Origin of the sequence: Bacillus sp. FCW2 (assembly GCF_021228595.1) — a bacterium.
In the GTDB taxonomy this organism is placed as follows: domain Bacteria; phylum Bacillota; class Bacilli; order Bacillales; family Bacillaceae; genus Bacillus; species Bacillus velezensis.
Map to the genome: position 1 here is coordinate 1,315,749 of NZ_CP089436.1, position 26,751 is coordinate 1,342,499.

A 26,751-nucleotide genomic window follows, 5' to 3' on the forward strand; every position below is an offset into this window, starting at 1 on the left:
GCCGGTTTTATTGTTTAAGAACGATGGGCTTCGTATACGTCCCGTTTTGTATGGTATTGCAGAGCTTTGATTTCCTGGCTGCTTAAACGCCGGGCCTCTGCAGCCGAACAGTTTTCTCTCAGCTGCTCAAGTGAGCTGGCTCCGGTGATGACAGAAGCGACGGCCGGCTGTGACAGCAAGTATTGAAGAGAAAGCTCCGTCATGCTTAAGTCAGGTGCGGCAGCGCTGATCGCTTTTTTGGTTTCCGCCAGTTCTGCAAAAGAATATGTTAAATAGCCGTTCTCTTTTACGCTTGCAGCCGCTTGATCAAGCGGTTTTTCCGTAAGAAGCCCTTTAGCGACAGGCCCTCTTGCGACTACGCTGATTCCGTTCTCCTCTAAAAGGGGAAGCCACTCCTCGGGGCGCCGGTCCAGCAGGCTGTATTGCATCATAACGCTGGTGATAGTTGATTTTTTCACATATTCTTTAATAACATTCGGACGAATCGAGGAAATGCCGTAATACCGGATGACACCTTCCTGTTTTAAGTCCTCAAATGCTTCGATCGTTTCGTCAATATGGTCTTCCATCGTGCCGCCATGCAGCTGATAAAGGTCGATATAGTCCGTTTTCAGCCGGCGCAGGCTGTTTTTGACCGCTTCTTTTATGTATCCTTTGGAAGCGTCCCAATGCCAGCCGTCTTTATCATCATTCCAGCGGTTTCCGGCTTTCGTGGCTAAAATGATGTCGTGCCTGCGGTTTTTGACGGCCTCCCCGACAATTTCCTCATTTCTGCCGAAATCATAAAGATCAGCGGTATCTAAATAATTGATTCCAAGCTCGATCGCTTCATCCAAAATAGACAGCGCTTTAGCTTTATCCGTACCCAGCGACATACAGCCGAGCCCGATTTCGCTTATTTCTAAATCAGAATGTCCCAGTGTGCGTTTTCTCATCGTTTCGCTCCTTTTTATAGTCTTTTATTGACCGTAATATAAAGGCGCGAAGTTTTCAACTGTTAAGGCCCGGTGATCCAATCTCCGACATAGCGGAATGTCCGTCCGTATTCTTTCAGTTTAGCCCGCACTTCCCACGCCTTTCCGACCAATACGATACTCTTATCCTTCCGGTACACCTTCAATCGAAAAGCACCTCCCTCTCATGCATGTATGATAAAATATATGAGGCATAATAGAGAGACAGAACGGGAGATGACATGATGAAACATTTAGAAGAAAAAACACTTGCGAAAAAAAAGCTGTATGACGGGAAAGTCATAGATCTTTACTTAGAGGATGTAGAGCTCCCGAACGGAAAAACAAGCAAGCGGGAAATCGTCAAACATCCGGGAGCGGTGGCCGTACTTGCGGTGACCGAGGAAGGAAAAATCATTTTGGTGAACCAGTTCAGAAAGCCGCTGGAACGGACAATCGTTGAAATTCCGGCCGGGAAGCTTGAAAAGGGAGAAGAGCCGGAACATACGGCGTTAAGAGAGCTCGAGGAAGAAACGGGATATACGGCGGAAACCTTGACGAAAATCACCGCTTTTTATACATCACCCGGGTTTGCTGATGAAATCGTGCATCTCTTTCTTGCGGAAGGGCTTTCGCCGCTTGAAGAAAAACGAGAGCTGGATGAGGATGAATTTGTCGAAGTCATGCAGGTCACGCTTGAAGAGGCCGTGAAGCTGATTGAATCCCGCAGGGTGTATGACGCAAAAACGGCGTACGCGATTCAGTATCTCCAGCTGAAAGAAGCGCTGAAGGAAAAATGATGAAAACCATCTATGCGGATCTGCATATTCATATCGGCCGCACCTATACGGGAAAACCGGTCAAAATCACCGGGGCCAAAACGTTGACGCTGCACCGGATTTTAGAAGAAGCCAGTGAGGGGAAGGGAATTGAACTATTGGGCATCATCGACTGCCATTCCCCGGAAGTCATAGAAGAAATCGAGCGCGGAATTGATGAAGGCAGATACCGTGAGCTGAAAGAAGGCGGCATCCGGTATCGGAATACGACGCTTCTGTTGGGCAGTGAGCTTGAAATCTATGATCACACATGCCGCGGGCCGATTCACGTTCTCGTCTTTATGCCGTCTCTTGCCGAAATGAAGATGTTTTCTGAGTGGCTCGCAAAAAGGCTTAAAAATATCCATCTCAGTTCCCAACGCATTTATGAAACCGGTTTGAATCTTCAGAGGAAAACAAAGGAATTGGGCGGGCTGTTTATTCCCGCCCATATGTTCACCCCGCATAAAAGCCTGTACGGAAAAGGGGTCAGATCTTCTTTGACAGAAGTTTTCGACCCGGCGCTCATTGATGCGGCGGAACTCGGGTTAAGCTGCGACACCGACATGGCTTCGCGGGTAACGGAACTTGATCCGTATACATTTTTAACAAATTCTGATGCGCATTCCTTAGGGAAAATCGGCAGAGAATATAATGAAATGCTTCTTAAAGAGGCGAATTTCACGGAATTTTCGCTGGCTTTAAAAGGGAAGGACGGAAGAAAAATCACGGCGAATTACGGGCTGAACCCGAAGCTCGGGAAGTATTACCGGACGGCTTGCGACCGCTGCGGCAGCCCGGTTGAAAAAGGAGCTTCCGCATGTCCGGAGTGCGGGGGGAAAACAATGACAAAAGGGGTCAGTGAACGGCTGGAGGAACTGAGCGGCCCGAAAAAAAGCCGCGTGCCGCGGCCGCCGTATATTCATCAAATTCCGCTGCAGTTCATTCCCGGCGTCGGGCCGAAAACGTTAGAAAAACTGAAGCGGGCCTTCGGGACGGAGATGGCGATTCTACATCAGGCGCAAGAAGAGGAATTGGCGCGTGTCGTCCAGCCTAAAATAGCGGCTGTCATTCATAGAGCGCGCACCGGGCAGCTTGTCCTTGAGGCCGGGGGCGGAGGGACGTACGGCCGAATCAAGCCGTAAAAAAGCCGGTTTTTAGCGGAGCTCCTCCTGCACCTTCTTTTTCGTGCGGACAAACGCAATCAATTCGATGATTTCATCCTGATTCAGCGGCTGTCCGTCAACGGTCAGTGTGCCGCGGCCTTGTGCGGCGTTTGTTAATTCGATGGTCTGGGTAAACGGCTCCGCTTTTTTTTCAGTGCGCCCCAGTAAATCGTCGCACGTCGTGTCAAACAGATCGGCAAGCGTGCCCAGCGCCTCGAATGACGGACGCCGGTATCCTGATTCATACCCGGCGTACGTGCTTTTGGCGATGCCGAGACGGTCAGCCGTATATTGAAGAGACCAATTTTTCTTTTTTCTCAGTTCAGTTAAACGATCTAAATTCATATTCAAAACCGCTCCTTTTCACTTGAGCAAATTATATCATATCGATATGTAAAAGTGTACGCGAACTGAATAATAATCACTTGATTAATTTCATTCGTCTGTCTATAATTTGATTAAAAGTATGCGAAAAGCGAATGCTTAACACATCTTGAGAACTGGATGAAGAGGTGCAGGGTATGAAAAAATTATTGCTGTTAACAACCGGAGGAACAATCGCCTCAGTCGAAGGAGAAAACGGGCTTGCACCCGGGGTGAAAGCAGACGAATTGTTAACCTACGTATCAAAACTTGATAACGATTACACGATGGAAACCCATTCGTTAATGAACATCGACAGCACAAATATGCAGCCTGAATACTGGGCCGAAATCGCAAATGCTGTCAAAGAAAAATATGACGCATATGACGGGTTCGTCATTACGCACGGGACAGACACAATGGCTTATACATCAGCGGCACTGTCTTATATGCTTCAGCATGCTGATAAACCGATCGTCATTACGGGTTCGCAAATCCCGATTACATTTCAAAAAACCGATGCCAAAAAAAATATCACGGACGCGATCCGCTTCGCATGTGAAGGGGTGGGCGGCGTATACGTCGTATTTGACGGCAGAGTCATTCAAGGCACACGCGCCATTAAATTAAGAACGAAAAGCTATGATGCATTTGAGAGCATTAACTATCCGTATATCGCGTTTATTACCGAAAACGGAATTGAATATAACAAACAAGTGCACATGCCAAAAGACGATGCTTTTACGGTCAATACTTCACTTTGCACGGACGTGTGCCTGCTCAAGCTCCACCCGGGGCTGAAACCGGAAATGTTTGACGCATTAAAGGGCATGTACAAAGGAATCGTCATTGAAAGCTACGGCAGCGGCGGCGTGCCGTTTGAAGGAAGAGACATTCTCGCCAAAGTCAATGAAATGATTGAAAGCGGCATTGTCGTCGTCATTACGACACAATGTCTTGAAGAAGGAGAGGACATGAGCGTCTATGAAGTCGGCCGAAGAGTCAATCAAGATCTCATTATCCGCTCCAGAAATATGAACACGGAAGCCATCGTGCCGAAATTAATGTGGGCGCTCGGCCAGTCTCACAACTTGGCTGAAGTCAAAAACATTATGGAGACACCGATCGCAGACGACGTTGTACTGTAAAAACATGACTACCACAAAGAGAAAGTAGGGTTTTAGCATGACAAACGCGCAAAAAGAATATCGTCAGGAAAAAGATTTCCTCGGAGAAAAACAAATTGAAGCTGATGTGTATTACGGAATACAAACGCTGCGCGCGAAAGAAAACTTTCCGATTACCGGATACCGCATCCACGAAGAAATGATTAATGCGCTCGCCATCGTCAAAAAAGCGGCGGCGCTTGCCAACATGGATGTAAAACGGCTGTATGAAGGAATCGGGAATGCGATTGTACAGGCCGCAGATGAAATTCTTGAGGGAAAATGGCATGACCAATTTATCGTCGATCCGATCCAAGGGGGAGCCGGAACGTCCATGAACATGAATGCCAACGAAGTAATCGGCAACAGGGCTCTTGAAATCATGGGGCATAAAAAAGGTGAATACATTCACCTCAGCCCGAACACACACGTCAACATGTCACAATCGACGAACGACGTGTTCCCGACGGCAATCCATATTTCAACCTTGAAACTTTTGGATAAGCTCCTTGATACGATGGCGCATATGCTCAGTGTCTTTAAAGATAAAGCGAAACAATTTGATTCTGTCATTAAAATGGGGCGCACACACCTTCAGGACGCTGTGCCGATCCGTCTCGGACAGGAATTTGAAGCATACAGCCGCGTGCTTGAGCGTGACATAAAGCGAATTAAACAATCCCGCCAGCATCTGTATGAAGTAAACATGGGGGCAACGGCCGTAGGTACGGGGCTTAACGCCGATCCGCGCTACATAGAACAGGTTGTGAAGCACCTCGCTGACATCAGCGGACTGCCGCTTGTCGGCGCCGGCCATTTGGTTGACGCCACACAAAACACTGATGCGTATACGGAAGTTTCAGCCGCGTTGAAAGTATGCATGATGAACATGTCTAAAATCGCCAACGATCTGCGCTTAATGGCTTCAGGTCCGCGCGCGGGACTCGCGGAAATTTCACTGCCGGCCCGTCAGCCGGGATCATCCATTATGCCTGGGAAAGTCAACCCTGTAATGGCAGAGCTGATCAACCAAATCGCCTTCCAGGTCATCGGGAATGACAATACGATCTGCCTCGCTTCAGAAGCGGGCCAGCTGGAGCTTAACGTAATGGAGCCGGTACTCGTATTTAACCTGCTTCAATCCATCAGCATCATGAATAACGGGTTCCGTTCATTTACCGATCATTGTCTGGCGGGAATTGAAGCCAACGAAAAACGTCTGAAGCAATACGTGGAAAAAAGCGTCGGCGTCATTACAGCGGTCAATCCGCACCTCGGGTATGAAGCGGCTGCGCGAATTGCCCGTGAAGCAATCATGACGGGGCAATCTGTAAGAGATCTTTGCCTTCAAAATGATGTACTGACAGAAGAAGAATTGGATATCATTTTGAATCCGTATGAAATGACAAAACCGGGAATTGCCGGAAAAGATCTATTAGAAAAATAAATTTTAAAGCAACAACAGCCGCCTTTTCACGTTTTTTAGTGAATAGGCGGTTGCCATACAAAGGGATGAGGCAGTATAGTATAATTTGTTATATCATTTGATGAAAGCGTTTTAGCTTTTTTCTTCTAGGGGGATTTTCTTGTGAAAGAGGTCAGATTGCCAAATTTATTGGAAATAATTATCTTATTATTCGGGTTTTTAGCACTTGTCTTATCGTTCACAGTGTTTTTAGACCTGCCGATCCAGCTAGCTCTATTAATATCCTGGTTTTTCGCTATTATTCTCGGAGTCAGGCTGGGATATTCATATAAAGACTTGCAGGATTCGATTGTCACCGGGATATCAAACGGTCTTGAAGCGGTGTTGATTCTTGTTTCGGTCGGTGCGCTCATCGGGACATGGATTGCCGGCGGCGTTGTGCCGACGTTAATTTATTATGGTTTAGAGTTTATTAATCCTCATGTTTTCCTGCTTGCTACACTGGTTATTTGTTCCGTTATGTCCGTTGCGACCGGAACGTCGTGGGGAACCGTGGGAACCGCGGGGATCGCCATGATTGCCATCGGAGAGGGAATGGGTATACCGCTTCCGATCGTAGCGGGAGCCGTTTTGTCCGGCGCTTACTTCGGAGACAAGCTTTCACCGCTGTCTGACAGTACGGTGCTTGCCTCCACGCTTTCTAAGGTGGATGTGCTGTCACACGTCAGAGCGATGATGTATCTGTCAATTCCGTCCTATATTATTACGGCCATTCTATTTACCGTAACGGGATTTATATACGGCGGAAAAAATATTGATCTCGACAAAGTGGAATTTTTAAAATCTTCACTGCAGAAAACGTTTGACATTCATATATGGATGCTCATTCCTGCTGTTGTCGTCGTTGTCCTTCTGATTTTGAAAAAGCCGTCTATGCCCGTTATTATCATCGGTGCTTTGCTTGGCGCAATCTGGGCTTCCGTCTTTCAGGGAATGAATTTTGCCAGTGCCATCGCGACTGCTTATAATGGTTTTTCTATTAAAACGGACGTCGAATTTTTAAACGGCCTGTTAAACCGCGGAGGCATTACCGGTATGCTGGATACGTTAGTCGTTATCCTGTTCGGTCTTGGTTTTGGAGGAATTCTTGAGAAGCTCGGCGTATTAAAAGTGATTGTCTCAACTTTTGAGAAAAAGCTGACCACACCGGGAAATGTGACGCTTTCGACATTGATCGTCGCCCTTTTAGGAAACATTTTCGGCTGTGCGATGTACGTGTCATTGATTCTGACGCCGAAAATCATGGAGAACAGTTATGATAAACTGAAACTTGACAGAAGAGTTTTATCCCGGAACGCAGAGGTGGGCGGCACGCTTACTTCAGGGATGGTGCCGTGGTCTGATAACGGCATCTATATGGCCGGCATTCTCGGCGTATCCACATTTTCTTATCTGCCGTTCATGTGGCTCAGTTTTGTATCTATCGGACTGGCAATATTGTACGGATACACGGGGAAATTCATTTGGTACACGAAAGAAAAATCCTTGCAATCTCAAAAGTTGGGTTAGGAGGTTCATTTCATGATTACAAAGCATATGATTCGGACGTTAATGATTGAAACGCCGACTGTTCCCGGAAATCTCGGAAAAGTGGCAACCGCCATCGGAGTGATGGGCGGAGATATCGGGGAAGTTGAAACCGTTAAAGTCGGCCCGAACTACACAATGCGCAACATTACGGTGCAGGCTGAAAATGAAGAGCAGCTGCAGGAAATCATTCAAGCCATTGAAGCTCTCGGTGAAGGCATCCGGCTTCATACAGTCTCAGATGAAGTGCTCTCTGCTCATGAAGGCGGCAAAATTCAGATGAAAAGCAAAATGCCGATCCGGACATTGGCTGAGCTTGGCCGTGTTTATACGCCGGGCGTCGCCGATGTGTGCAGACTGATCGAAAACGAGCCTGAAAAAGCATCCATCTATACGACAATCAGCAATTCTGTCGCCATTGTCACCGACGGCACGGCGATTCTCGGCCTCGGCAATATCGGCTCTGTCGCCGGAATGCCCGTAATGGAAGGGAAAGCCGCGCTTTTTGACCAGCTGGCGGGTATCAGCGGAATTCCGATTTTGCTCGATACCTCTGATCCGGAAGAAATCATTCGCACGGTAAAACATATTTCTCCGGGGTTCAGCGGAATTCTGCTTGAAGATATCGGTTCGCCCCACTGCTTTGACATTGAAGACCGCCTGAAAGAAGAACTGGACATTCCGGTTATGCACGATGACCAGCACGGCACGGCGGTCGTCACGCTCGCCGCCGCCATTTCCGCTTGTAAAAGCGCCGGTCTTGATTTAAAAGAAGCGAAGGTCGGTCAGATCGGTCTCGGCGCGGCAGGCGTCGCCATCTGCCGCATGTTTATGGCATACGGAGTCAAAGCGGTCTGCGGAACGGACAAGTCAGAAGACGCAATGAACCGCCTCGCTCAGTACGGAGGTCAGCCGCTTGGAAGCATCAAAGAATTAATGGACACGTGTGACATTGTGATCAGCACCACAGGAGTTCCGGGTCTCATTAAAAAAGAGGATGTCAGAAAAGGACACGTCATTCTGGCTTTATCTAATCCGAAGCCGGAGATTGAACCGGAAGAGGCATTACAAGCCGGAGCCGCTTATGCAGCTGACGGCCGTTCAGTCAATAATGTTCTCGGCTTCCCGGGGATTTTCCGCGGCGCGCTGAACGCCAAAAGCAAGAAAATCGACCATGAAATGCTTGTGGCGGCCGCAGAAGCCATCGCCTCTTGCACAAAACACGGCGATCTCGTGCCTCAGCCTTTGGATGCGGACGTGCATCAGGCCGTATCAGCAGCCGTAGAACGGGCCGCGGCAGGAAAATAAACAACTCTTACAGTACCGGACATGTGCCGGTGCTGTTTTTTTCATGAATAGGAAGCGGAATTCTTAGGCAGGCTAACAGATAGCAAAAGACGGAAAAAAGAGGTGGCAATGTGGATTATTTTCCGCTGATCCATACAAATATTTGGGATGCTGTGATCGGCGTGCCGGTCGTCTTATGCGTTACACAGCTGATCAAAGTGTTCTGCCGGGTTCCGGGCATATTCGTTCCCACGATTGCCCTTGCTGCCGGAAATGTTGTGTCTATCGTTTTCGGTCATCATGAACACGTGTATGCGGGGATTTTTATGGGGTTTTTTTACGGATACGCCGCAATGGGGAGCTATTCATCTGCCAAAACGTCTCTGCGCGCTTACCGGTCGAAACATGAGCCGTATTCATGAACACATCTGGATTTTTTTGTTATGATAAAGAAAAGGGAAAAAGGAGCGATTGGCACATGGCGAAGAGCAAAACGAAAAAAATGCGGGAGCATCTCAAAAGAAACGGGATGCGTGACGCAGTCCTGTCAAGGGGGACGGCGCCGTCTTTCAGCACCCATGAAAGAGTGACGAAAACCAAAAAAGACAGGCTTGAAAGAATAAAGCATAAAAAAAGGAACCCCTATGATCACCGGAGTGATGACGGGGGTTCTTTTTTTATGCCGGAATCTCGCGCCTTTCTATGATTTCTCTGTCATGTTTTCTCTTTTCTTTCATACAATCTACTAAATCAAGTCAATAGATTAGCGGGAGGAAAGCGGTATGAGAAAACAATCGTACAAAGAACTGTTTTTTCGCCATGTAAAGGATCATCTGTCACTTTATATATTTGTGTTCGTCTTGTTTTTGATGGGGGTCATTTTCGGGGCGATCATCGTCAACAGCATGACCATCACGCAGAAAGAAGATCTGTATTACTATTTAAGCAAGTTTTTCGGACAGCTGTCTGACGGAAAACATGCCGGCGCTTCAGAAATGTTTTGGCAGGCCGTCTTTCATGATGTAAAATATTTGGGGCTGATGTGGATTCTCGGTATTTCCGTGATCGGTCTTCCGGTTATTTTCATTATGGTGTTCTTAAAAGGAATCGTCGTCGGCTTCACGGTCGGTTTTTTAGTGAATCAAATGGGGATGAACGGGTTTTTCCTGTCATTTATTTCGGTTCTGCCGCAAAACATCGTTCTCATTCCGGCATACCTTATCATGGGGACATGCTCCATCGCTTTTTCCCTGAAATTGATCCGGCAGCTGTTTGTCAAACGCAGCCTTCATGACGCGCCGATCCAATGGTTCGGACGCTACGCCTTCGTGCTGATTCTCATCGTTTTCTTCTCGGTCATCGCTTCGCTGCTCGAGGCGTACGTGTCTCCGCTGTTTATGGAAAAGCTGTCATCACGCATATTTTAGAATAATTATCACAAAATAATACTTTTATTTATCAGTTTATAATAATTATAGTTGGAACTCTGCGCGTATTTTGTTATAATGAGTCATGGAATGCGGCGTAGGAGGGAAAGACATGGAAAACCGTATTGATCGAATTAAAAAGCAGCTGCACTCGTCAAGCTACAAGCTTACGCCACAGCGGGAAGCAACGGTAAGAGTGCTGCTTGAAAACGAAGAAGACCATTTAAGCGCAGAAGATGTATACCTCCTCGTAAAAGAGAAATCTCCTGAAATTGGTCTCGCTACAGTATACCGTACATTAGAATTATTAACAGAATTAAAAGTCGTTGATAAAATTAACTTCGGGGACGGCGTATCCCGCTACGACCTTCGCAAAGAAGGCGCGGCTCACTTTCATCACCATTTGGTGTGCATGGAGTGCGGAGCCGTCGATGAAATTGAAGAAGATCTGCTTGAAGACGTTGAAGAAGTGATTGAACGTGATTGGAAATTTAAAATTAAAGATCATAGATTGACTTTTCACGGAATCTGCCACCGCTGCCGCGGGGATGAAACAGAGTAAAAGCCTACGAACCTTTTCTGCCAGGAAAGGGTTTTTTGCTGTTTTTATGTATAAAAGCCTTTGAAATTGGCATAAGGTGTACTAACAGCCGCCAAAGAAAGGGTCGATAGAAAGATGGGCAGATTCTTAAAAACAGCCGCGGATACGATCAAAGTGTTTATACTGTTCACAGGTTTTACCGCGCTGTTCTATTATGCTATGATATGGGTGAATTCAGAGTATGAAAACTATCATCGGTACGATAAACCGGAAGGCTCCGCCGTCAAAGTGGCCAAAACGGAACATGAGGAGAAAGACGGCTGGTTCGGCCGATTGATCTTTTTTTACCAAAACGGGGAGTAGATCGAGAGTGAAGGATCAAATTAAGGATTTCATCCATTACGTGAGGGTTGAAAGAGGGCTGTCCCAAAATACGATGATGTCCTATGAGCGTGATCTGAAAAGTTATTCTCTCTTCTTAACTGAAAGCCTTCAGATCACTTCATGGAATGATGTGACCCGTCTTCATATTATTCAATATTTAAAGCACATAAAGGACTCCGGGAAATCCGGCAAGACGTCTGCCAGGCATTTGGCGTCAATCCGGTCTTTTCATCAATTTCTGTTAAGGGAAAAAGCCGCGGATAAAGATCCTTCGGTACATATTGAAACACAAAAAACAGAGCGGACGCTTCCGAAAGTATTGGCGCTTCACGAAGTTGAGCGGTTATTGGACACGCCTAAGCTTGACAGCCCGTTCGGTCTCAGGGATAAAGCCATGCTTGAACTGCTGTACGCGACCGGCATCAGGGTCAGCGAGATGATCGAGCTGAAATTATCCGACGTCCATTTGACGATGGGATTTGTCCGCTGCTTCGGAAAAGGGCGGAAAGAGCGGATTGTGCCGATTGGTGAAGCCGCTTCTCATGCGATAGAAGCATACATTGAAAAAGCCAGAGGGAAATTATTAAAGAAAAACGTAACCGAAGCGCTTTTTCTGAATCATCACGGCAGGCAGATCAGCCGTCAGGGATTCTGGAAAAACCTGAAAAAAATCGCCCTTGAAGCGGGGATTAAAAAAGAGCTGACACCGCACACGCTCCGGCACTCCTTTGCAACGCACCTGCTCGAAAACGGGGCGGATCTGCGCGCCGTGCAGGAGATGCTCGGACATGCCGATATTTCCACGACGCAAATTTATACGCATGTGACGAAAACAAGGCTGAAGGACGTGTACAAACAGTATCATCCGCGCGCTTAGGAGCCGCTGCCAGAGGGGCCGCGGCTTTTTTTGCCGGATTGGCGGAATACAGAGAAGGTTCTAATTATTTGAATCGGCATTGTCAACAAGAATGTAAACGGTTTATACTTGAGTTGTCTGACCTCTGTAAGCTACAATGGACAGATGGAAGAAAAGGAGGCTTTTATGATGTCTGAATACAAATATAACCGGGTATTTTTGATCGTAATGGATTCTGTCGGAATCGGTGAAGCGCCGGACGCCGCCGATTTTAATGATATAGGCGCAAATACGCTCGGACACATCGCAGAGCACATGAACGGCTTACATATGCCCCATATGGCGCAGCTCGGTCTCGGACTGATCGGAGACATTAAGGGCGTGGAAAAAACGGAGCACCCTCTTGCGTACTACGGAAAAATGCAGGAGGCGTCAAACGGGAAAGATACGATGACGGGGCACTGGGAGATTATGGGCCTCTACATTGAAAAACCGTTTAAAGTGTTCCCGGAAGGATTTCCGGATGAACTTCTTCAGGAACTTGAGCGGCGTTCAGGACGGAAAATCATCGGAAATAAGCCGGCTTCAGGCACGGCGATTCTGGACGAGCTCGGAAAAGAACATATGGAAACGGGTGCGCTGATCGTTTATACATCAGCAGATTCCGTACTGCAGATTGCGGCTCACGAAGATGTCGTTCCGCTTGACGAGCTGTACAGCATCTGTGAAACGGCAAGAGAACTGACGCTTGATCCGAAGTACATGGTCGGCCGGATTATCGCAAGACCGTTCGTCGGAGAACCGGGCAGCTTCAAACGCACGCCGAACCGTCATGATTATGCGCTCAAACCGTTCGGCCGCACGGTAATGAACGGAATGAAAGACAGCGGATTAGACGTCATTTCCATCGGCAAAATTTCTGATATTTATGACGGAGAAGGCATTACATCTTCCCGCCGCACGGTATCTAATATGGACGGCATGGACAAAGTGATTGAAACGCTCGGTGAAGAGTTTACGGGCCTGAGCTTTGCCAACCTCGTTGATTTTGACGCGCTGTACGGACACCGCCGCGATCCGGAAGGGTACGGAAAAGCGCTCGAGGAATTCGACGCGAGGCTTCCGGAAGTGTTTGAAAAAATGAAAGAAGACGATCTGCTTATCATCACTGCGGATCACGGCAATGATCCTGTCCATCACGGCACGGATCACACGCGGGAGTATGTGCCGCTTCTTGTTTACAGCAAAAAGCACAAACACACTGAACAGCTGCCGCTTGCGGATACATTTGCCGATATCGGCGCAACCATTGCGGATAATTTCAAAACGGAAAAGCCGGAATACGGAAAAAGCTTTTTATCAAGATTACAGTAGGGGGACTTTTTTTGAAACAAAAGATCGAACGTGCTGCTGCATTTATTAAAGAACACGTGAAAGAAACACCAAAGATCGGTCTGATTTTAGGGTCAGGGCTCGGCGTATTGGCCGATGAAATTGAAGGAGCTGTCAAGCTTACATATGAAACGATCCCTGATTTTCCGATCTCAACGGTAGAAGGCCATGCCGGCCAGCTTGTGATGGGAACGCTTGAAGGCGTGCAGGTCATCGCGATGCAGGGCCGCTTTCATTACTATGAAGGCTACTCAATGGATCAGGTCACATTTCCCGTCCGCGTGATGAAGGCGCTCGGCGTTGAATCTCTCGTCGTGACGAATGCAGCCGGCGGTATCAACACTGAATTCCGCGCCGGCGATCTGATGATTATTACAGACCACATCAACTTTACGGGCACCAACCCGTTAATCGGGCCGAACGAAGCTGAATTCGGACCGAGATTCCCGGACATGTCAGAAGCCTATGACAAAGAGCTGTCAAGCTTGGCTGAAAAAACGGCCGATGAGCTGGGCATTCCTGTTCAAAAAGGGGTGTATACAGCTGTTACGGGGCCGTCTTACGAAACGCCTGCTGAGGTTCGGTTTTTAAGAACGATGGGTTCTGACGCTGTCGGCATGTCGACCGTGCCGGAAGTCATCGTCGCCAACCACGCGGGGATGCGCGTGCTCGGCATCTCATGCATTTCCAACGCAGCGGCAGGTATTCTTGACCAGCCGTTATCCCATGAAGAAGTAATGGAAATGACGGAAAAAGTAAAAGGCGGCTTTTTGAAGCTTGTAAAAGCCGTAGTCGCACGATCTCAAAAATAAGTCAGCATAAGTCAGCTGTTTCTTCGGAAGCAGCTGTTTTTTTATGCCCTCAACACGAAACATTTTCCAGATAAGGCGTATAAAACCACCGGATTTGGAAAAAATAAAAAGGATTATGAAATGGAGGGCTTTGGAGATGAAACGTCTTATATCCACTTTGTTGATTGGCATTTTATTAACGGCATCAGCACCGTCCGCTTTTGCAAAGCCGGACGGAAAACATACATCGGAGCTCGCTCATGAAGCCAAAAGCGCCGTGCTGATTGAACGCGATACGGGAAGCATTCTTTATAACAAGAACAGCCGGGAGCGTCTGGCGCCGGCAAGCATGACAAAAATCATGACCATGCTTTTAATCATGGAAGCGCTTGACAAAGGGAAAATAAAGATGAGCGATAAAGTCAGGACGAGTGAACATGCCGCGTCCATGGGCGGATCACAGATTTTCCTTGAACCCGGAGAAGAAATGACGGTAAAAGAAATGCTCAAAGGAATTGCGATAGCTTCCGGAAATGACGCATCCGTCGCAATGGCGGAGTATATCGCCGGTTCAGAAGAGGATTTCGTCAGCCGGATGAACAAAAAAGCAAAAGAATTGGGATTGAAAGATACCTCCTTCAAAAACCCGACGGGACTGCCTGAAAAAGACCATTACAGCTCTGCTTATGACATGGCGAAAATGGCGAAGGAATTATTAAAGTATGATAAAATCACTCAATTTACGGGAACGTATGAGGATTATTTAAGAGAAAATACAGACAAAAAGTTCTGGCTCGTCAATACAAACCGGCTGATCAAATTTTATCCGGGTGTAGACGGCGTGAAGACGGGCTTTACAGGCGAAGCGAAGTATTGTTTAACCGCCACCGCTAAAAAAGGAAATATGAGGGTCATTGCTGTCGTTTTCGGAGCCAGCACTCCGAAAGAAAGAAACGCCCAAGTGACCAAAATGCTTGATTACGCCTTCAGCCAGTTCAAAACACACCCGCTGTACAAACGGGATCAAATCGTCGGAACGGTAAAAGTAAAAAAAGGAAAACAGAAACTGGTTAAGCTGACCACATCTGAGCCGATTTCTCTTCTGGCCAAAAAGGGAGAGAACATGGACAAAGTAAAAAAAGAAGTGAAAATCAACGGCAATGTAACGGCTCCGGTTAAAAAAGGAGAGGTGCTCGGCAGCCTCGTTCTGAAAAAAGACGGAAAGGTGCTCGTTGAAAGCCCGGTCACGGCAAAAGACGACATGGAAAAAGCCGGTTTTCTCACTTTTCTGAAGCGCACGATGGGAGATTGGACAAAATTTAAATAATCGTGGCGAACGGGCACTAGTTTTGTCATAGTGAAGGAATTGCTTTCCCGAAAATCGAAACACTCATTATCCGATCATATCAAGGAGGAATGAGCATGAGCCTTGGAATTGACTTTCATGTCAAAGAATCCGTGCTTTGTATTCGATTAACAGGTGAACTCGACCATCATACGGCAGAATCATTAAAACAAAAGGTTACTGAATCGCTGGAGGCTGACGGCATCCGTCACATCGTGCTGAACCTTGAAGATCTTACCTTCATGGACAGCTCCGGCCTCGGCGTGATTTTAGGGCGTTATAAACAAATTAAACAGCTCGGCGGAGAAATGGTCGTGTGCGCGATTTCGCCCGCGGTGAGACGTCTGTTTGACATGTCCGGCCTGTTTAAAATCATCAGGTTCGAACAATCAGAACAAAAAGCGCTTTTAACGTTGGGGGTGGCATCATGAAAAACGAGATGCATCTTGAATTTTCAGCCCTCAGTCAGAACGAATCGTTTGCGCGCGTAACAGTTGCTTCTTTTATCGCACAGCTCGACCCGACGATGGATGAGCTGACGGAAATCAAGACCGTCGTATCAGAAGCGGTAACAAACGCGATCATCCACGGCTATGAAGAAAACTGCGACGGAAAGGTGTACATCTCCGTTACGCTGGAGGATCATGTCGTCTATCTGACCATACGTGACGAAGGCCTCGGGATCACGGATCTTGAGGAAGCGCGCCAGCCGCTCTTTACGACAAAACCCGAGCTTGAGCGCTCCGGAATGGGCTTTACCATTATGGAAAACTTCATGGATGATGTCACGATTGATTCCTCGCCGGAGATGGGAACGACGATACGCTTAACAAAACACCTATCAAAAAGCAAAGCGCTTTGTAATTAAGGAGATTTGTTATGGATGTGGAGGTTAAGAAAAACAGCAAAAACGCGCAGCTCAAGGACCATGAAGTCAAAGAATTGATCAAAAAGAGCCAAGAGGGCGACCAGCAGGCAAGAGACCTCCTCATAGAAAAAAACATGCGTCTTGTGTGGTCCGTCGTTCAAAGGTTTTTAAACAGAGGCTATGAGCCGGACGATCTGTTTCAGATCGGCTGTATCGGATTGTTAAAATCCGTTGATAAATTCGATTTGTCCTATGATGTCCGTTTTTCAACTTATGCCGTGCCGATGATTATCGGAGAAATCCAGCGCTTCATCCGCGATGACGGAACCGTCAAAGTATCAAGATCTTTAAAAGAGCTCGGCAATAAAATACGCCGGGCGAAAGATGAACTGTCAAAAACATACGGAAGAGTGCCGACCGTCCAGGAAATCGCGGACCATTTAGAAATTGATGCGGAGGATGTGGTGCTTGCGCAGGAAGCGGTGCGGGCGCCTTCATCCATTCATGAGACCGTGTATGAAAATGACGGAGACCCGATCACCCTGCTTGATCAGATCGCCGATCATTCAGAAGAGAAGTGGTTTGACAAAATCGCCCTCAAGGAAGCGATCAGTGATTTGGAAGAACGGGAAAAACTCATTGTCTATCTGAGATATTATAAAGATCAGACACAGTCGGAGGTAGCCGAACGGCTCGGGATTTCCCAAGTCCAGGTATCGAGGCTGGAGAAAAAAATATTAAAGCAGATTAAAGTGCAGATGGATCATACGGAAAGCTGACCTTTTACGGGCCGGCTTTTTTTATTTGTGCATCGGTGGTAATTTATGGTCTTTTGCCGCTGATGAATGAGAACAAAAGTGAACCACATACTACATATATAACCACCCGAAAGATGGTGATGCAAGATGGAAAGACGAATATTTCTCAGACTTCGCCACCGCGTGAAGGCTCATACCGGAGATATCATCACAATCGGCGACGCCGCGCAGATCGCGGGACAGCAAAAGCTGAAAAAAAAACTGTCGGCACTGCCGCTGTATAAGGTCACGAAAAAAGACAAAAATATCGTCGTGCTGGACATTATAAAAGTGCTGAAAACCATTCATACCGCTTTTCCTGCGCTTGATGTACAGACCGTCGGCGGCGCTGAAACGATAGTGGAAATCCATTACCAGAAAAAGCGGCTGTCAGCCGTTTTGTTCGTCGGTGTCTGGCTCCTGCTTTTTATCGGTTCATGTCTTGCCATTATGAATTTTCATGAAGATGTCAGTATGAGAGAAGTTCATATCGCCTTATATGAAATCATAACGGGCGAACGGAATGAATACCCGTATCTGCTTCAGATTCCATACAGCATCGGCCTCGGTCTCGGTATGATCGTCTTTTTTAATCACATCTTCAAAAAACGCCTGAATGAAGAGCCAAGCCCGCTGGAAGTCGAGATGTTTAATTATCAGCTTGATCTCGATCATTATGTCGCAATGCACGAAAATGAAGAGACGATGAAAGATCTGCATGATCGTTAGCATTCTTTTCGTTATGTTTGTCGGGCTTGGCGGAGGGCTGACCGTGGGGGCAGGCTTTGTGGCTTTTTTAACCGTTATGGGAATCGTCCCCCGCCTTATGCAGCTGACAAAAACAATGCGCTTTGTACAGGCCTACGAAGGAGCTGTTATTTCAGGAGCTGTGTTCGGCGGCTGGGAAACCTTAAATATGAATCATTTTTTTTTATCTGAATGGCTGGCCGTTCCGGTCGGGCTTTTGGCCGGCATGTTTGTCGGCATGCTGGCCGCCGCGCTTACAGAAGTGCTGAATGTGCTTCCCATTCTTGCCAAACGGATCGGCTTCGGCAGCAAAATCATCATATTGCTGATGGCCATTGTGTTCGGCAAAATAGCCGGCTCTTTATTTCATTGGCTGTATTTTATCCATCATTCATAAGGAGGAACCGACGTGACAAACTTAAAAGAAAATTACAAAACAAAAGTGAAAGACTATCAGCCGAAACCGCCATATGTTTGGAATTGCGTCAAAGCCTTTCTGATCGGCGGTTTGATCTGTCTGATCGGGCAGGCTCTTCAAGACTTTTACATCCACTTTTTTAATTTTAATGAAAAAACAGCGGGCAACCCGACGTCCGCCACTCTTATTTTAATTTCCGCCCTTTTGACCGGATTCGGCATTTATGACAGACTCGGGCAGTTTGCCGGAGCGGGTTCAGCCGTGCCGGTGACGGGTTTTGCAAACAGTATGACAAGCGCGGCTCTGGAACACAGAAGTGAAGGACTCGTGCTCGGAGTAGCGACAAACATGTTTAAATTGGCGGGAAACGTCATTGTATTCGGCGTCGTGGCAGCCTATATCGTAGGCCTGATACGGTTTGCTTGTGAAAAACTGTTTTCGTAGGAGGAGAAAAAATGAAATTGACCGGAAAGCAAACCTGGGTATTTGAAAACCCGTTATTTGTAAATGCGGCGGGGACGGCAGCCGGACCGAAAGAAAAAGACGGCCCGCTCGGTTCGCTGTTTGATAAGACATACGATGAAATGCATTGCAATCAGAAAAACTGGGAAATGGCGGAACGTCAGTTAATGGAAGATGCCATCAACTCCGCTTTGCAAAAACAGAATTTGAAAAAGAGCGATATTGATTTGTTACTCGCGGGGGATCTTTTAAATCAAAATGTGACCGCCAACTACGTCGCCAGACATCTGAAAATTCCGTTCCTCTGTCTGTTCGGCGCCTGTTCGACATCAATGGAAACGATTGCGGTCGCATCCGCGCTCATTGACGGCGGTTTTGCGAACCGGGCGATCGCAGCCACGAGCAGCCATAACGCGACGGCAGAACGGCAATTCCGCAATCCGACGGAGTATGGCGGGCAAAAACCGGATACCGCCACTTCAACGGTCACGGGGGGCGGGGCGGTCATCATCAGCCAAAACCCTTCTGATATCAAGATTACAAGCGCAACAGTGGGAAAAGTAAGCGACCTCGGGATTACGGACCCGTTCGATATGGGATCCGCCATGGCGCCCGCCGCTGCCGACACAATCAAACAGCACCTGCAGGACTTAAACCGCACGGCGGATGATTATGATCTGATTTTAACGGGAGACCTTTCAGGCGTTGGCTCGCCGATCGTGAAAGATTTGCTCAAAGAAGAAGGCTATCCCGCCGGAACGAAACACGATGACTGCGGTCTTCTCATCTATACGCCGGACCAGCAGGTGTTTGCGGGCGGAAGCGGCTGCGCCTGCTCCGCGCTTGTTACGTACACACATATTTTTAATCAATTAAAAGCAGGGACTCTAAACAGGGTACTCGTTGTCGCGACAGGAGCGCTTTTAAGTCCGACAATGATCCAGCAGAAGGAAACCATTCCGACCATCGCGCACGGTGTGGTATTTGAGCGGGCGGGAGGTGCATCATAAATGGAATATCTGTTGGCTTTTGTTTGCGGGGGAATCATATGCATTATCGGTCAGCTGCTGCTTGACATTTTTAAACTGACACCCGCCCATGTAATGACAACTTTTGTCGTCATCGGCGCCTTGTTAGATGGGTTCGGAATATATGACAAATTTATCGAATTCGCGGGCGCGGGCGCGACGGTTCCCATCGTCAGCTTCGGTCACAGCTTATTGCACGGCGCCATGCATCAAGCTCACGAGCATGGATTTATCGGGATCGCCATGGGGATTTTTGAACTTACTTCCGCCGGTATATCTTCAGCGATTTTATTCGCATTTCTTGTAGCCGTTATTTTTAAACCGAAAGGATAATGCCTGATGACGAAACGGAAGGTCATTCTTGTGACAGACGGGGACGTATACGCCGCCAAAACAATTGAATATGCCGCGGAACAAGCAGGCGGACGGTGTATTTCCCAATCAAAAGGCAATCCGTCAACGAGAAGCGGCCCCGAACTTGTTCAGCTGATTAAAGCCGCGCCGAATGACCCGGTGTTTGTCATGTTTGACGATTCAGGCCTGCAAGGGGAAGGGCCGGGCGAAACGGCGCTGAAATATGTCGCCTCACATCAGGACATTGAAGTGCTGGGGGTGATTGCGGTCGCTTCTAAGACCCATCAGGCTGAATGGACGAAAGTCGATGTCTCCATTGACCGTGATGGAGAAGTGACGGAGTTTGGCGTCGATAAAACCGGAATGAGAGAAATGGACGAGCACAGAATGAACGGAGATACGGTGTATTGTCTGGATAAATTGGACGTTCCCCTCATTGTGGGAATCGGCGACATAGGAAAGATGGGGAGAAAAGATGACATATCCAAAGGCTCGCCGATTACGATGAAGGCGGTCGAATTCATTTTAGAAAGGAGCGAAAGCCATGCCGGAAAAACCGGAAAACATGATCAAGGTGTACCGGGATCCTAGAAAAAATGAACAATTTTTTAAAGACCGCGTCGGTATGGGAACGAGCTATGATGTCGGCGTCCGCAAAGTTCGAGTATTAGACCGGGAAGTCCAGATTTACTTTGTCAACGGATTAACCGATACTTTGTTTATCATTCATTTAATGGAACAGCTCGTCGACGTCAATAATTATGACGAAAATGCGGATGAAGCGATTGACGTTGTTGAAAACAGGCTTGTCAATCAGCAGGTCCAAAAAGTCAAAACGCTCGACGAAGCAACGGATCAAGTGCTTTCCGGACTTGTCGCCGTTATCGTTGAAGGCGCGGGCTTCGCTTTCGTCGTCGACGTCAGAAGTTACCCCGGACGCACACCTGAAGAACCGGATACGGAAAAGGTCGTCCGCGGGGCAAGAGACGGTTTTATCGAAAATATCGTCATTAATACAGCATTGATCAGAAGACGAATCAGGGACGAAAGGCTCCGCGTCAAAATTACGAAAGTCGGCGAGCGCTCTAAGACCGATCTTGCGATTGTGTATATAGAAGACATCGCGGACCCGGACCTTGTCAGCATCGTCGAAAACGAAGTGAATGCGATTGACATTGACGGATTGACGATGGCTGATAAAACGGTGGAGGAATTCATCGTCAAACAGGGCTACAACCCGTTTCCGATGGTCAGATACACGGAGCGGCCGGATGTGGCCGCCAATCACATTTTAGAAGGGCACGTCATCATCGTCGTTGATACGTCACCGAGCGTGATCATAACGCCGACCACGATTTTTCACCATGTTCAGCATGCGGAAGAATACAGGCAGGCGCCTTCAGTGGGAACATTTTTAAGATGGATCAGGTTCTTCGGTATTATCGCTTCAACTGTTCTGCTTCCGATCTGGTTCCTCTTTGTTCTTGAACCGTCTCTTCTGCCTGAAAGATTGGATTTTATCGGTTTAAATAAAAATACGCATATCCCGATCATTCTGCAAATCTTTTTGGCCGATTTGGGGATTGAGTTTCTCAGGATGGCCGCGATCCATACGCCGACCGCTTTATCCACCGCCATGGGTCTGATTGCGGCGGTGCTGATCGGTCAAATCGCCATAGCGGTGGGGCTGTTTTCAGCAGAAGTGATTCTGTACGTATCGATCGCCGCCATCGGATCATTTACGACGCCGAGCTATGAGCTCAGCCTCGCCAATAAAATGATACGCCTCATCTTAATGGTGCTCGTGGCCATTTTCCAAGTGAAAGGCTTTGTGATAGGTTTTACATTGCTGCTGATCATAATGGCGAATATCCGCTCGTTTCATACGCCGTATTTATGGCCGTTTTTACCGTTTAACGGTAAGGCGCTGTGGCAGGTGCTCGTCCGGACGACAGTGCCGGGAGCGAAAGTCAGACCGAGCATTGTTCACCCGAAAGACCGTCAAAGACAGCCAAGCGGTTCATAATCGCATTGAAACCGACAGAAGATTATGATATTGTATGTCTTAACTTATACGGGACTTGTATAAGGACAGCTCAAAAGAAGCTGTCCTTTTCACCCATATGCGGATCAGAAAGAGGGAATGAGCATTGTTCTTACATGGCACAAGCAGACAAAACAAACTAGGTCATTTGGAAATCGGAGGTGTGGACGCGCTGTATTTAGCGGAGCATTACGGCACGCCTCTTTATGTTTACGATGTGGCTTTAATACGTGAGCGCGCTAAAAGCTTTAAACAGGCATTCATTGACGCGGATTTAAAGGCGCAGGTCGCGTACGCAAGCAAGGCGTTTTCTTCCGTTGCGATGATACAGCTCGCTGAACAGGAGGGGCTCTCATTGGACGTTGTATCCGGCGGAGAGCTGTTTACGGCGGTTGCGGCTGGTTTTCCGGCTGACAGGATTCATTTTCACGGCAATAACAAAAGCGAAGAAGAGTTGAAAATGGCGCTCGATCATCAAATCGGCTGCATCGTCGTGGATAATTTTTATGAAATCTCCTTACTCGCGGAACTGTGCCGCAAATCAGGGCGCACAATGGATGTTCTTCTGCGGATCACTCCGGGGGTAGAGGCGCATACGCATGATTATATTACGACGGGACAGGAAGATTCCAAATTCGGTTTTGATCTGCATAACGGGCAAATAGAAAAGGCGATTGAACAAGTATTACAGTCGGACCATATCCGCCTTCTCGGCGTTCACTGCCACATCGGATCGCAAATTTTTGATACGGCGGGCTTTGTGCTGGCCGCAGAAAAAATCTTTGCAAAACTGAATGAATGGAGAGAATCATTCGGCTTTGTCTCTGAAGTGCTGAATTTAGGGGGAGGCTTCGGCATCCGCTACACGGAGGAGGATGAACCTCTTCATCCCGCCGTTTATGTGGAAAAAATTATCGAAGCGGTAAAAGAAAACGCAGCGCTGCACGCTTTTGACATTCCGGAGATCTGGATTGAACCGGGACGCTCGCTCGTCGGAGACGCCGGAACGACGCTTTATACCATCGGTTCGCAAAAAGAAGTGCCCGGCACCCGTAAATATGCAGCGGTTGACGGGGGCATGAGCGATAATATCCGTCCTGCGCTGTATCAGGCGAAATATGAAGCCGTATCGGCAAACAGAATCGGAGAACACCACGATAAAACGGTATCCATCGCGGGCAAGTGCTGTGAAAGCGGGGATATGCTCATTTGGGATATAGACCTTCCGGAAGTGAAAGAAGGCGATCTTCTAGCCGTTTTCTGCACGGGAGCATACGGATACAGCATGGCTAACAACTACAACCGCATTCCGCGTCCCGCCGTCGTTTTTGTGGAAGACGGCGAAGCGCATCTTGTCATTAGAAGGGAAACTTATGAAGACATTGTAAAACTGGATCTGCCATTTAAGACGGGGGTCAAACAATAAATAAAAAAGAGACCGGAACAATGGCGTCCGGTCTCTTTTTGCATTCAGCTGTTAGAACTTGATCCGCTGTCTCCTGTGAATACAGACACGATCGCATTCCAAATCGAAGCGAAGAAATCAATGACTTTTTGAACAAAGCTTTTGCCTTCATCGGATTGAATGAACTTCGTGATTTTGTCTTTTGCCTTATCGAGCTGGCTGCCGACTTGGCCCCAATCAATCTTGGCGTTTTTCATTTTATTAAACAATGAAACGAGCTGGTCTTTTTGAGCGTCAGTCAGTGTAATGTTAAGGTTTGAAGCCGCATCATCGACCTTTTTCTCGATTCCTTCTTTTGTATCGGGCACACCGTTTTTCGCGAAATCATCTTTAATGTTTGCGATGAGCGCGGAGGCGTTTTTATCCCCGATTTTATCCCCGAGATTTGAAGTGGTGACAAGCTCTTGGTTGGCGACCTGTTTTACATCTTCTGAAATCGCTTTGTCTGATGAGACTTCATATGCCTTGATGATTCCCGTTAATGCTGCGGTGCCTGATACCTCAAACGGCGCCGTCACGTATACTTTTGCATCTTTCACGCCTGCTGTCATCAGGGCGTTTAAGTACATTTCATCCGTGATGGAATCGATATTATGGGTCTTAACGTCAAGCCCGGACCCTTTCTTTGCCACCGTGATGGATGATGAAGAGATGGCTCTTGTGCCGATTTGGGCATTCGATATATATTTTCCCAGATATTCATGTTCTTCTTTATTCGTGACCGTCACTTTTGTCGCGTTATCAGGGGCATTTAATTCGTCAAGCACTTTCTGACGGTTTTCGTTTGACAGATCCGCCCCCAGTGTGACGATAACATCTCCGACTGCGGCATCGGCCAGGCTGATTTTCGGTATTGTGCACAATACAACGGCCGCCGCCAGCAATCCAATCCACATTTTTTTCAAAGCGGTTAACCTCCTTCTTTTCACAAATGCCGTTTTGAAGCGGTTTGTGAGGGCCTGCGTGAAGCAGTTCCGATACATAGACGGCTGTGAAGCTGTTCTGGTTTCATTTTCTTTCTGCGGAAGCGGGGAGATTCGTTTTCCGGCTGAAGGTGTGGTATAATAGCCGCGAAAAGAAGAGCAGAGGCCTCTTCCTTCAAAAGAATATCAAAAAGAAAGCCGGCTTACAATTGAAATTCATATTGAAGAAGGCTTTGACAAAAAACAATACGGAAGTAGGAATGAGAATGAAAACTGGTTACATCGAAATGGAAAACGGCAGCAGAATCGAATTTGAACTTTATCCGAATGAAGCGCCTAATACAGTCGCTAACTTTGAAAACCTGGCGAATACGGGCTTTTATGACGGCGTTATTTTCCACCGCGTGATTCCGGGCTTTGTCAGCCAAGGCGGAGATCCGACTGGGACAGGCATGGGCGGAAGCGGAAAAACGATCAAATGTGAAACAGAAGGCAATCCGCATAAGCACGAAGCCGGTTCTTTATCAATGGCGCATGCCGGTAAAGACACGGGTTCAAGCCAATTCTTCATCGTACATGAGCCGCAGCCGCATTTAAACGGCGTTCATACTGTATTCGGAAAAGTGACAAGCGGTTTAGAGCATGCGAAAAACATGTCTAACGGAGACAAAATGAAAGAAATCCGTGTAGAAGGATAATGACATAAAACCCGCCTTTTTCAGGCGGGTTTTTTTGTGTATATGAAAATTCTCATGTGTAAATCATGAAAAAATACATATATGAACATCAGCGATCATTCTGGTATAGTGAAAAAGACCGATTACAACAATGAAAAGAGGTAGAAACGTTGGTTCAATTGGCAACCGTTTTATTTGTCATTATCATTCTCGCACTTATGATTTGGTTCAGGGTGAAAAAGGGAAACAGGCCGATTAAAGGCGGCGGCTTCGGCATCATTCTCCCGCTTTTGATTATCGCCGTCATTTTTACATTCAGCATCAGCCAGCTCATGAATATCCCGGGAAAGCCGTTTCATTTTCCCGCTCTTTGGGAGCTCGCCATCGCCGGACTGTTAGGCGCGGTATTCGGTGTCATCATGCTGTCGCAAACCGCCTATGAAATCCGGGAAGACGGCTTTGTCTACTCCAAGCGGAATAAAAACTTTAAATATGTCATTATCGCGATTATTGCGATCCGCATCGTGCTCAGCCAATATTTCAAAAACATTGACGCGGCGGAATTCGCCGTTTTAACGATGGAACTTGCTTTTGTGTATTTGTGCATTTGGCGGATCGGAAGCTTTGTGAAATACCGTAAAATCAGCAAATCCGGCTTATAAAATGAAAAAAATGGATGGGGTGCGGGGCTTATTTGCCCTCTGTGCAGGGATTCATGGTAAAATAAAAACGACCATGGCTAATGGGAGGAAATCACTTGAAATCAGAAAAAGAAAAAACTTCTAAAAAAAGCGCCGTACTTGATTGGGCGAAAGCCATTATCATCGCTGTAGTTCTGGCACTGCTCATCCGAAACTTTTTATTTGCCCCTTATCTCGTTGATGGAAGATCAATGGATCCGACGCTGCATGACCGCGAGAGAATCTTTGTCAATATGACGGTCAAATACATAAGCGACTTCAAACGCGGCCAGATCGTCGTTCTGAACGGAGAAAATGAACACTATGTCAAACGGATTATCGGACTTCCCGGCGACACGGTGCAAATGAAAAACGATCAGCTGTATATCAACGGCAAAAAAGTGTCCGAACCGTATTTAGCGGCAAACAAGAAAAAAGCGAAGCAAGACGGCTATGACCGGCTGACGGAAGACTTCGGCCCGGTGAAGGTGCCGGACGACAAATATTTCGTCATGGGTGATAACCGCAGAGAATCTATGGACAGCCGCAACGGCCTCGGTCTTTTTACGAAAAAACAAATAGCGGGCACATCAAAATTCGTCTTCTTCCCGTTTAACGAAATTCGCAAGACGAAATAAACCGTACAGGCAGTTTTCTTATAAGAAAACTGCTTTTTTATATAAATTTATCTTTCCACCCTCAAAAACAGAACATAAATTCGTATATCTATTTAATAGATAGAAAGTTTTACAGATACATGAAACATCTTCCCTTTATGAAACGTTA

At 47.2% G+C, this 26,751-nt stretch carries 33 protein-coding genes; 29 read left to right on the forward strand and 4 right to left on the reverse strand.

Annotated elements, in window-relative coordinates:
- Nucleotides 1-14: 14 nt before the first annotated feature.
- Both K3G25_RS06590 and mciZ read right to left on the reverse strand, forming a co-directional pair.
- Nucleotides 15-935 carry an aldo/keto reductase gene (locus K3G25_RS06590; protein WP_025649814.1) on the reverse strand — a complete coding sequence of 307 codons (921 nt, stop codon included), beginning with the start codon at nucleotides 933-935 and terminating at the stop codon, nucleotides 15-17.
- Between the two features lie 62 nt (nucleotides 936-997).
- Nucleotides 998-1,120, reverse strand: coding sequence for a Z-ring formation inhibitor MciZ (mciZ, locus tag K3G25_RS06595; protein ID WP_003153315.1), 123 nt, complete (start codon nucleotides 1,118-1,120; stop codon nucleotides 998-1,000).
- 78 nt (nucleotides 1,121-1,198) lie between these two features.
- Between mciZ and K3G25_RS06600 the strand changes: the two genes are divergently transcribed.
- Entirely contained in the window at nucleotides 1,199-1,753 is a 555-nt protein-coding gene (locus K3G25_RS06600; protein WP_003153317.1) for an NUDIX hydrolase, read from the forward strand.
- A complete protein-coding gene (locus K3G25_RS06605) occupies nucleotides 1,753-2,916 on the forward strand; it encodes a TIGR00375 family protein (protein WP_232489739.1) in 1,164 nt (387 codons plus the stop codon). Before K3G25_RS06600 ends, K3G25_RS06605 begins: the two co-directional genes overlap by 1 nt.
- A gap of 12 nt (nucleotides 2,917-2,928) precedes the next feature.
- Here the strand turns inward: K3G25_RS06605 and K3G25_RS06610 are convergent, their stop codons facing one another.
- Entirely contained in the window at nucleotides 2,929-3,282 is a 354-nt protein-coding gene (locus K3G25_RS06610) for a helix-turn-helix domain-containing protein (protein ID WP_003153320.1), read from the reverse strand.
- A 176-nt stretch (nucleotides 3,283-3,458) separates the two neighbouring features.
- On the opposite strand from K3G25_RS06610, the gene K3G25_RS06615 reads away from it, so the two are divergent.
- From K3G25_RS06615 to lysA, 24 genes are all read left to right on the forward strand, one after another.
- Nucleotides 3,459-4,448, forward strand: a complete 990-nt coding sequence (locus K3G25_RS06615; protein ID WP_003153321.1) for a type I asparaginase — start codon at nucleotides 3,459-3,461, stop codon at nucleotides 4,446-4,448.
- A gap of 37 nt (nucleotides 4,449-4,485) precedes the next feature.
- Entirely contained in the window at nucleotides 4,486-5,913 is a 1,428-nt protein-coding gene (gene aspA / locus K3G25_RS06620) for an aspartate ammonia-lyase (protein WP_003153322.1), read from the forward strand.
- A 141-nt stretch (nucleotides 5,914-6,054) separates the two neighbouring features.
- Complete coding sequence (nhaC, locus tag K3G25_RS06625) at nucleotides 6,055-7,461, forward strand: Na+/H+ antiporter NhaC (RefSeq protein WP_007612350.1); 1,407 nt, start codon at nucleotides 6,055-6,057, stop codon at nucleotides 7,459-7,461.
- A 12-nt stretch (nucleotides 7,462-7,473) separates the two neighbouring features.
- Nucleotides 7,474-8,787, forward strand: coding sequence for an NAD-dependent malic enzyme (locus K3G25_RS06630; protein ID WP_007409402.1), 1,314 nt, complete (start codon nucleotides 7,474-7,476; stop codon nucleotides 8,785-8,787).
- 110 nt (nucleotides 8,788-8,897) lie between these two features.
- Nucleotides 8,898-9,188, forward strand: coding sequence for a hypothetical protein (locus tag K3G25_RS06635; RefSeq protein WP_003153325.1), 291 nt, complete (start codon nucleotides 8,898-8,900; stop codon nucleotides 9,186-9,188).
- A 56-nt stretch (nucleotides 9,189-9,244) separates the two neighbouring features.
- Nucleotides 9,245-9,472, forward strand: coding sequence for a hypothetical protein (locus K3G25_RS06640; RefSeq protein ID WP_012117898.1), 228 nt, complete (start codon nucleotides 9,245-9,247; stop codon nucleotides 9,470-9,472).
- 76 nt (nucleotides 9,473-9,548) lie between these two features.
- Nucleotides 9,549-10,193 carry a stage II sporulation protein M gene (gene spoIIM, locus K3G25_RS06645; RefSeq protein WP_007409404.1) on the forward strand — a complete coding sequence of 215 codons (645 nt, stop codon included), beginning with the start codon at nucleotides 9,549-9,551 and terminating at the stop codon, nucleotides 10,191-10,193.
- A gap of 112 nt (nucleotides 10,194-10,305) precedes the next feature.
- Nucleotides 10,306-10,755, forward strand: a complete 450-nt coding sequence (fur, locus tag K3G25_RS06650) for a ferric iron uptake transcriptional regulator (RefSeq protein WP_003153330.1) — start codon at nucleotides 10,306-10,308, stop codon at nucleotides 10,753-10,755.
- Nucleotides 10,756-10,869: 114 nt separating this feature from the next.
- Nucleotides 10,870-11,097: a YqzK family protein gene (locus K3G25_RS06655; protein WP_003153331.1), complete on the forward strand. Its 228-nt coding sequence runs from the start codon at nucleotides 10,870-10,872 to the stop codon at nucleotides 11,095-11,097.
- Nucleotides 11,098-11,104: 7 nt separating this feature from the next.
- Complete coding sequence (gene xerD / locus K3G25_RS06660) at nucleotides 11,105-11,995, forward strand: site-specific tyrosine recombinase XerD (RefSeq protein ID WP_007612347.1); 891 nt, start codon at nucleotides 11,105-11,107, stop codon at nucleotides 11,993-11,995.
- A gap of 168 nt (nucleotides 11,996-12,163) precedes the next feature.
- Nucleotides 12,164-13,348 (forward strand): phosphopentomutase, encoded by a 1,185-nt coding sequence (gene deoB / locus K3G25_RS06665; RefSeq protein ID WP_015417748.1) that lies wholly within the window; start codon nucleotides 12,164-12,166, stop codon nucleotides 13,346-13,348.
- An 11-nt stretch (nucleotides 13,349-13,359) separates the two neighbouring features.
- A complete protein-coding gene (locus tag K3G25_RS06670; RefSeq protein ID WP_100261879.1) occupies nucleotides 13,360-14,178 on the forward strand; it encodes a purine-nucleoside phosphorylase in 819 nt (272 codons plus the stop codon).
- Nucleotides 14,179-14,314: 136 nt separating this feature from the next.
- Complete coding sequence (locus K3G25_RS06675) at nucleotides 14,315-15,484, forward strand: D-alanyl-D-alanine carboxypeptidase family protein (RefSeq protein ID WP_021494259.1); 1,170 nt, start codon at nucleotides 14,315-14,317, stop codon at nucleotides 15,482-15,484.
- Between the two features lie 95 nt (nucleotides 15,485-15,579).
- Nucleotides 15,580-15,933 (forward strand): anti-sigma F factor antagonist, encoded by a 354-nt coding sequence (spoIIAA, locus tag K3G25_RS06680; RefSeq protein WP_007409411.1) that lies wholly within the window; start codon nucleotides 15,580-15,582, stop codon nucleotides 15,931-15,933.
- The gene (spoIIAB, locus tag K3G25_RS06685; RefSeq protein ID WP_003153347.1) at nucleotides 15,930-16,370 is read left to right on the forward strand and encodes an anti-sigma F factor; all 441 of its coding nucleotides are present in this window, start codon (nucleotides 15,930-15,932) and stop codon (nucleotides 16,368-16,370) included. Before spoIIAA ends, spoIIAB begins: the two co-directional genes overlap by 4 nt.
- 11 nt (nucleotides 16,371-16,381) lie before the next feature.
- Nucleotides 16,382-17,149, forward strand: a complete 768-nt coding sequence (gene sigF / locus K3G25_RS06690; protein WP_003153348.1) for an RNA polymerase sporulation sigma factor SigF — start codon at nucleotides 16,382-16,384, stop codon at nucleotides 17,147-17,149.
- Nucleotides 17,150-17,275: 126 nt separating this feature from the next.
- Nucleotides 17,276-17,896, forward strand: a complete 621-nt coding sequence (locus tag K3G25_RS06695) for a stage V sporulation protein SpoVAA (protein ID WP_021494257.1) — start codon at nucleotides 17,276-17,278, stop codon at nucleotides 17,894-17,896.
- Entirely contained in the window at nucleotides 17,886-18,311 is a 426-nt protein-coding gene (locus K3G25_RS06700) for a stage V sporulation protein AB (protein WP_014418289.1), read from the forward strand. The genes K3G25_RS06695 and K3G25_RS06700 overlap by 11 nt, the downstream gene beginning before the upstream one ends.
- Before the next feature lie 12 nt (nucleotides 18,312-18,323).
- Nucleotides 18,324-18,776 (forward strand): stage V sporulation protein AC, encoded by a 453-nt coding sequence (gene spoVAC / locus K3G25_RS06705; RefSeq protein ID WP_007612334.1) that lies wholly within the window; start codon nucleotides 18,324-18,326, stop codon nucleotides 18,774-18,776.
- A gap of 11 nt (nucleotides 18,777-18,787) precedes the next feature.
- On the forward strand, nucleotides 18,788-19,804 hold the full coding sequence (gene spoVAD / locus K3G25_RS06710) for a stage V sporulation protein AD (RefSeq protein ID WP_014418288.1): 1,017 nt from the start codon (nucleotides 18,788-18,790) through the stop codon (nucleotides 19,802-19,804).
- The gene (gene spoVAE, locus K3G25_RS06715) at nucleotides 19,805-20,155 is read left to right on the forward strand and encodes a stage V sporulation protein AE (RefSeq protein ID WP_007409415.1); all 351 of its coding nucleotides are present in this window, start codon (nucleotides 19,805-19,807) and stop codon (nucleotides 20,153-20,155) included.
- A 3-nt stretch (nucleotides 20,156-20,158) separates the two neighbouring features.
- Nucleotides 20,159-20,767: a stage V sporulation protein SpoVABEA gene (locus tag K3G25_RS06720; protein ID WP_087920769.1), complete on the forward strand. Its 609-nt coding sequence runs from the start codon at nucleotides 20,159-20,161 to the stop codon at nucleotides 20,765-20,767.
- Nucleotides 20,721-22,202 carry a spore germination protein gene (locus K3G25_RS06725; RefSeq protein WP_017418066.1) on the forward strand — a complete coding sequence of 494 codons (1,482 nt, stop codon included), beginning with the start codon at nucleotides 20,721-20,723 and terminating at the stop codon, nucleotides 22,200-22,202. The genes K3G25_RS06720 and K3G25_RS06725 overlap by 47 nt, the downstream gene beginning before the upstream one ends.
- Before the next feature lie 124 nt (nucleotides 22,203-22,326).
- Nucleotides 22,327-23,646 carry a diaminopimelate decarboxylase gene (gene lysA / locus K3G25_RS06730; RefSeq protein ID WP_012117893.1) on the forward strand — a complete coding sequence of 440 codons (1,320 nt, stop codon included), beginning with the start codon at nucleotides 22,327-22,329 and terminating at the stop codon, nucleotides 23,644-23,646.
- A 44-nt stretch (nucleotides 23,647-23,690) separates the two neighbouring features.
- Here the strand turns inward: lysA and K3G25_RS06735 are convergent, their stop codons facing one another.
- Nucleotides 23,691-24,590, reverse strand: a complete 900-nt coding sequence (locus K3G25_RS06735) for a DUF1002 domain-containing protein (RefSeq protein ID WP_232489633.1) — start codon at nucleotides 24,588-24,590, stop codon at nucleotides 23,691-23,693.
- 284 nt (nucleotides 24,591-24,874) lie between these two features.
- On the opposite strand from K3G25_RS06735, the gene K3G25_RS06740 reads away from it, so the two are divergent.
- The 3 genes from K3G25_RS06740 (at nucleotide 24,875) to lepB (ending at nucleotide 26,603) form a co-directional block, all read left to right on the forward strand.
- Nucleotides 24,875-25,306, forward strand: coding sequence for a peptidylprolyl isomerase (locus K3G25_RS06740; protein ID WP_003153363.1), 432 nt, complete (start codon nucleotides 24,875-24,877; stop codon nucleotides 25,304-25,306).
- Between the two features lie 149 nt (nucleotides 25,307-25,455).
- A complete protein-coding gene (locus K3G25_RS06745) occupies nucleotides 25,456-25,947 on the forward strand; it encodes a CcdC protein domain-containing protein (RefSeq protein WP_014418284.1) in 492 nt (163 codons plus the stop codon).
- Between the two features lie 80 nt (nucleotides 25,948-26,027).
- Entirely contained in the window at nucleotides 26,028-26,603 is a 576-nt protein-coding gene (gene lepB, locus K3G25_RS06750) for a signal peptidase I (RefSeq protein WP_014721447.1), read from the forward strand.
- Nucleotides 26,604-26,751: the final 148 nt, after the last annotated feature.

Excerpts from the sequence above, each read along its gene's own strand:
- deoB (WP_015417748.1), top strand. The coding sequence starts at position 12,164 with ATGTCTGAATACAAATATAACCGGGTATTTTTGATCGTAATGGATTCT.
- K3G25_RS06675 (WP_021494259.1), top strand. The coding sequence starts at position 14,315 with ATGAAACGTCTTATATCCACTTTGTTGATTGGCATTTTATTAACGGCA.
- K3G25_RS06740 (WP_003153363.1), top strand. The coding sequence starts at position 24,875 with ATGAAAACTGGTTACATCGAAATGGAAAACGGCAGCAGAATCGAATTT.
- spoVAE (WP_007409415.1), top strand. The coding sequence starts at position 19,805 with ATGGAATATCTGTTGGCTTTTGTTTGCGGGGGAATCATATGCATTATC.
- K3G25_RS06655 (WP_003153331.1), top strand. The coding sequence starts at position 10,870 with ATGGGCAGATTCTTAAAAACAGCCGCGGATACGATCAAAGTGTTTATA.
- fur (WP_003153330.1), top strand. The coding sequence starts at position 10,306 with ATGGAAAACCGTATTGATCGAATTAAAAAGCAGCTGCACTCGTCAAGC.
- spoIIAB (WP_003153347.1), top strand. The coding sequence starts at position 15,930 with ATGAAAAACGAGATGCATCTTGAATTTTCAGCCCTCAGTCAGAACGAA.
- K3G25_RS06615 (WP_003153321.1), top strand. The coding sequence starts at position 3,459 with ATGAAAAAATTATTGCTGTTAACAACCGGAGGAACAATCGCCTCAGTC.
- K3G25_RS06700 (WP_014418289.1), top strand. The coding sequence starts at position 17,886 with ATGATCGTTAGCATTCTTTTCGTTATGTTTGTCGGGCTTGGCGGAGGG.
- K3G25_RS06605 (WP_232489739.1), top strand. The coding sequence starts at position 1,753 with ATGAAAACCATCTATGCGGATCTGCATATTCATATCGGCCGCACCTAT.
- K3G25_RS06630 (WP_007409402.1), top strand. The coding sequence starts at position 7,474 with ATGATTACAAAGCATATGATTCGGACGTTAATGATTGAAACGCCGACT.
- K3G25_RS06590 (WP_025649814.1), bottom strand. The coding sequence starts at position 935 with ATGAGAAAACGCACACTGGGACATTCTGATTTAGAAATAAGCGAAATC.
- K3G25_RS06725 (WP_017418066.1), top strand. The coding sequence starts at position 20,721 with ATGCCGGAAAAACCGGAAAACATGATCAAGGTGTACCGGGATCCTAGA.
- sigF (WP_003153348.1), top strand. The coding sequence starts at position 16,382 with ATGGATGTGGAGGTTAAGAAAAACAGCAAAAACGCGCAGCTCAAGGAC.
- K3G25_RS06640 (WP_012117898.1), top strand. The coding sequence starts at position 9,245 with ATGGCGAAGAGCAAAACGAAAAAAATGCGGGAGCATCTCAAAAGAAAC.
- spoVAD (WP_014418288.1), top strand. The coding sequence starts at position 18,788 with ATGAAATTGACCGGAAAGCAAACCTGGGTATTTGAAAACCCGTTATTT.
- spoIIAA (WP_007409411.1), top strand. The coding sequence starts at position 15,580 with ATGAGCCTTGGAATTGACTTTCATGTCAAAGAATCCGTGCTTTGTATT.
- K3G25_RS06600 (WP_003153317.1), top strand. The coding sequence starts at position 1,199 with ATGAAACATTTAGAAGAAAAAACACTTGCGAAAAAAAAGCTGTATGAC.
- lepB (WP_014721447.1), top strand. The coding sequence starts at position 26,028 with ATGGGAGGAAATCACTTGAAATCAGAAAAAGAAAAAACTTCTAAAAAA.
- spoIIM (WP_007409404.1), top strand. The coding sequence starts at position 9,549 with ATGAGAAAACAATCGTACAAAGAACTGTTTTTTCGCCATGTAAAGGAT.
- K3G25_RS06695 (WP_021494257.1), top strand. The coding sequence starts at position 17,276 with ATGGAAAGACGAATATTTCTCAGACTTCGCCACCGCGTGAAGGCTCAT.
- aspA (WP_003153322.1), top strand. The coding sequence starts at position 4,486 with ATGACAAACGCGCAAAAAGAATATCGTCAGGAAAAAGATTTCCTCGGA.
- K3G25_RS06610 (WP_003153320.1), bottom strand. The coding sequence starts at position 3,282 with ATGAATTTAGATCGTTTAACTGAACTGAGAAAAAAGAAAAATTGGTCT.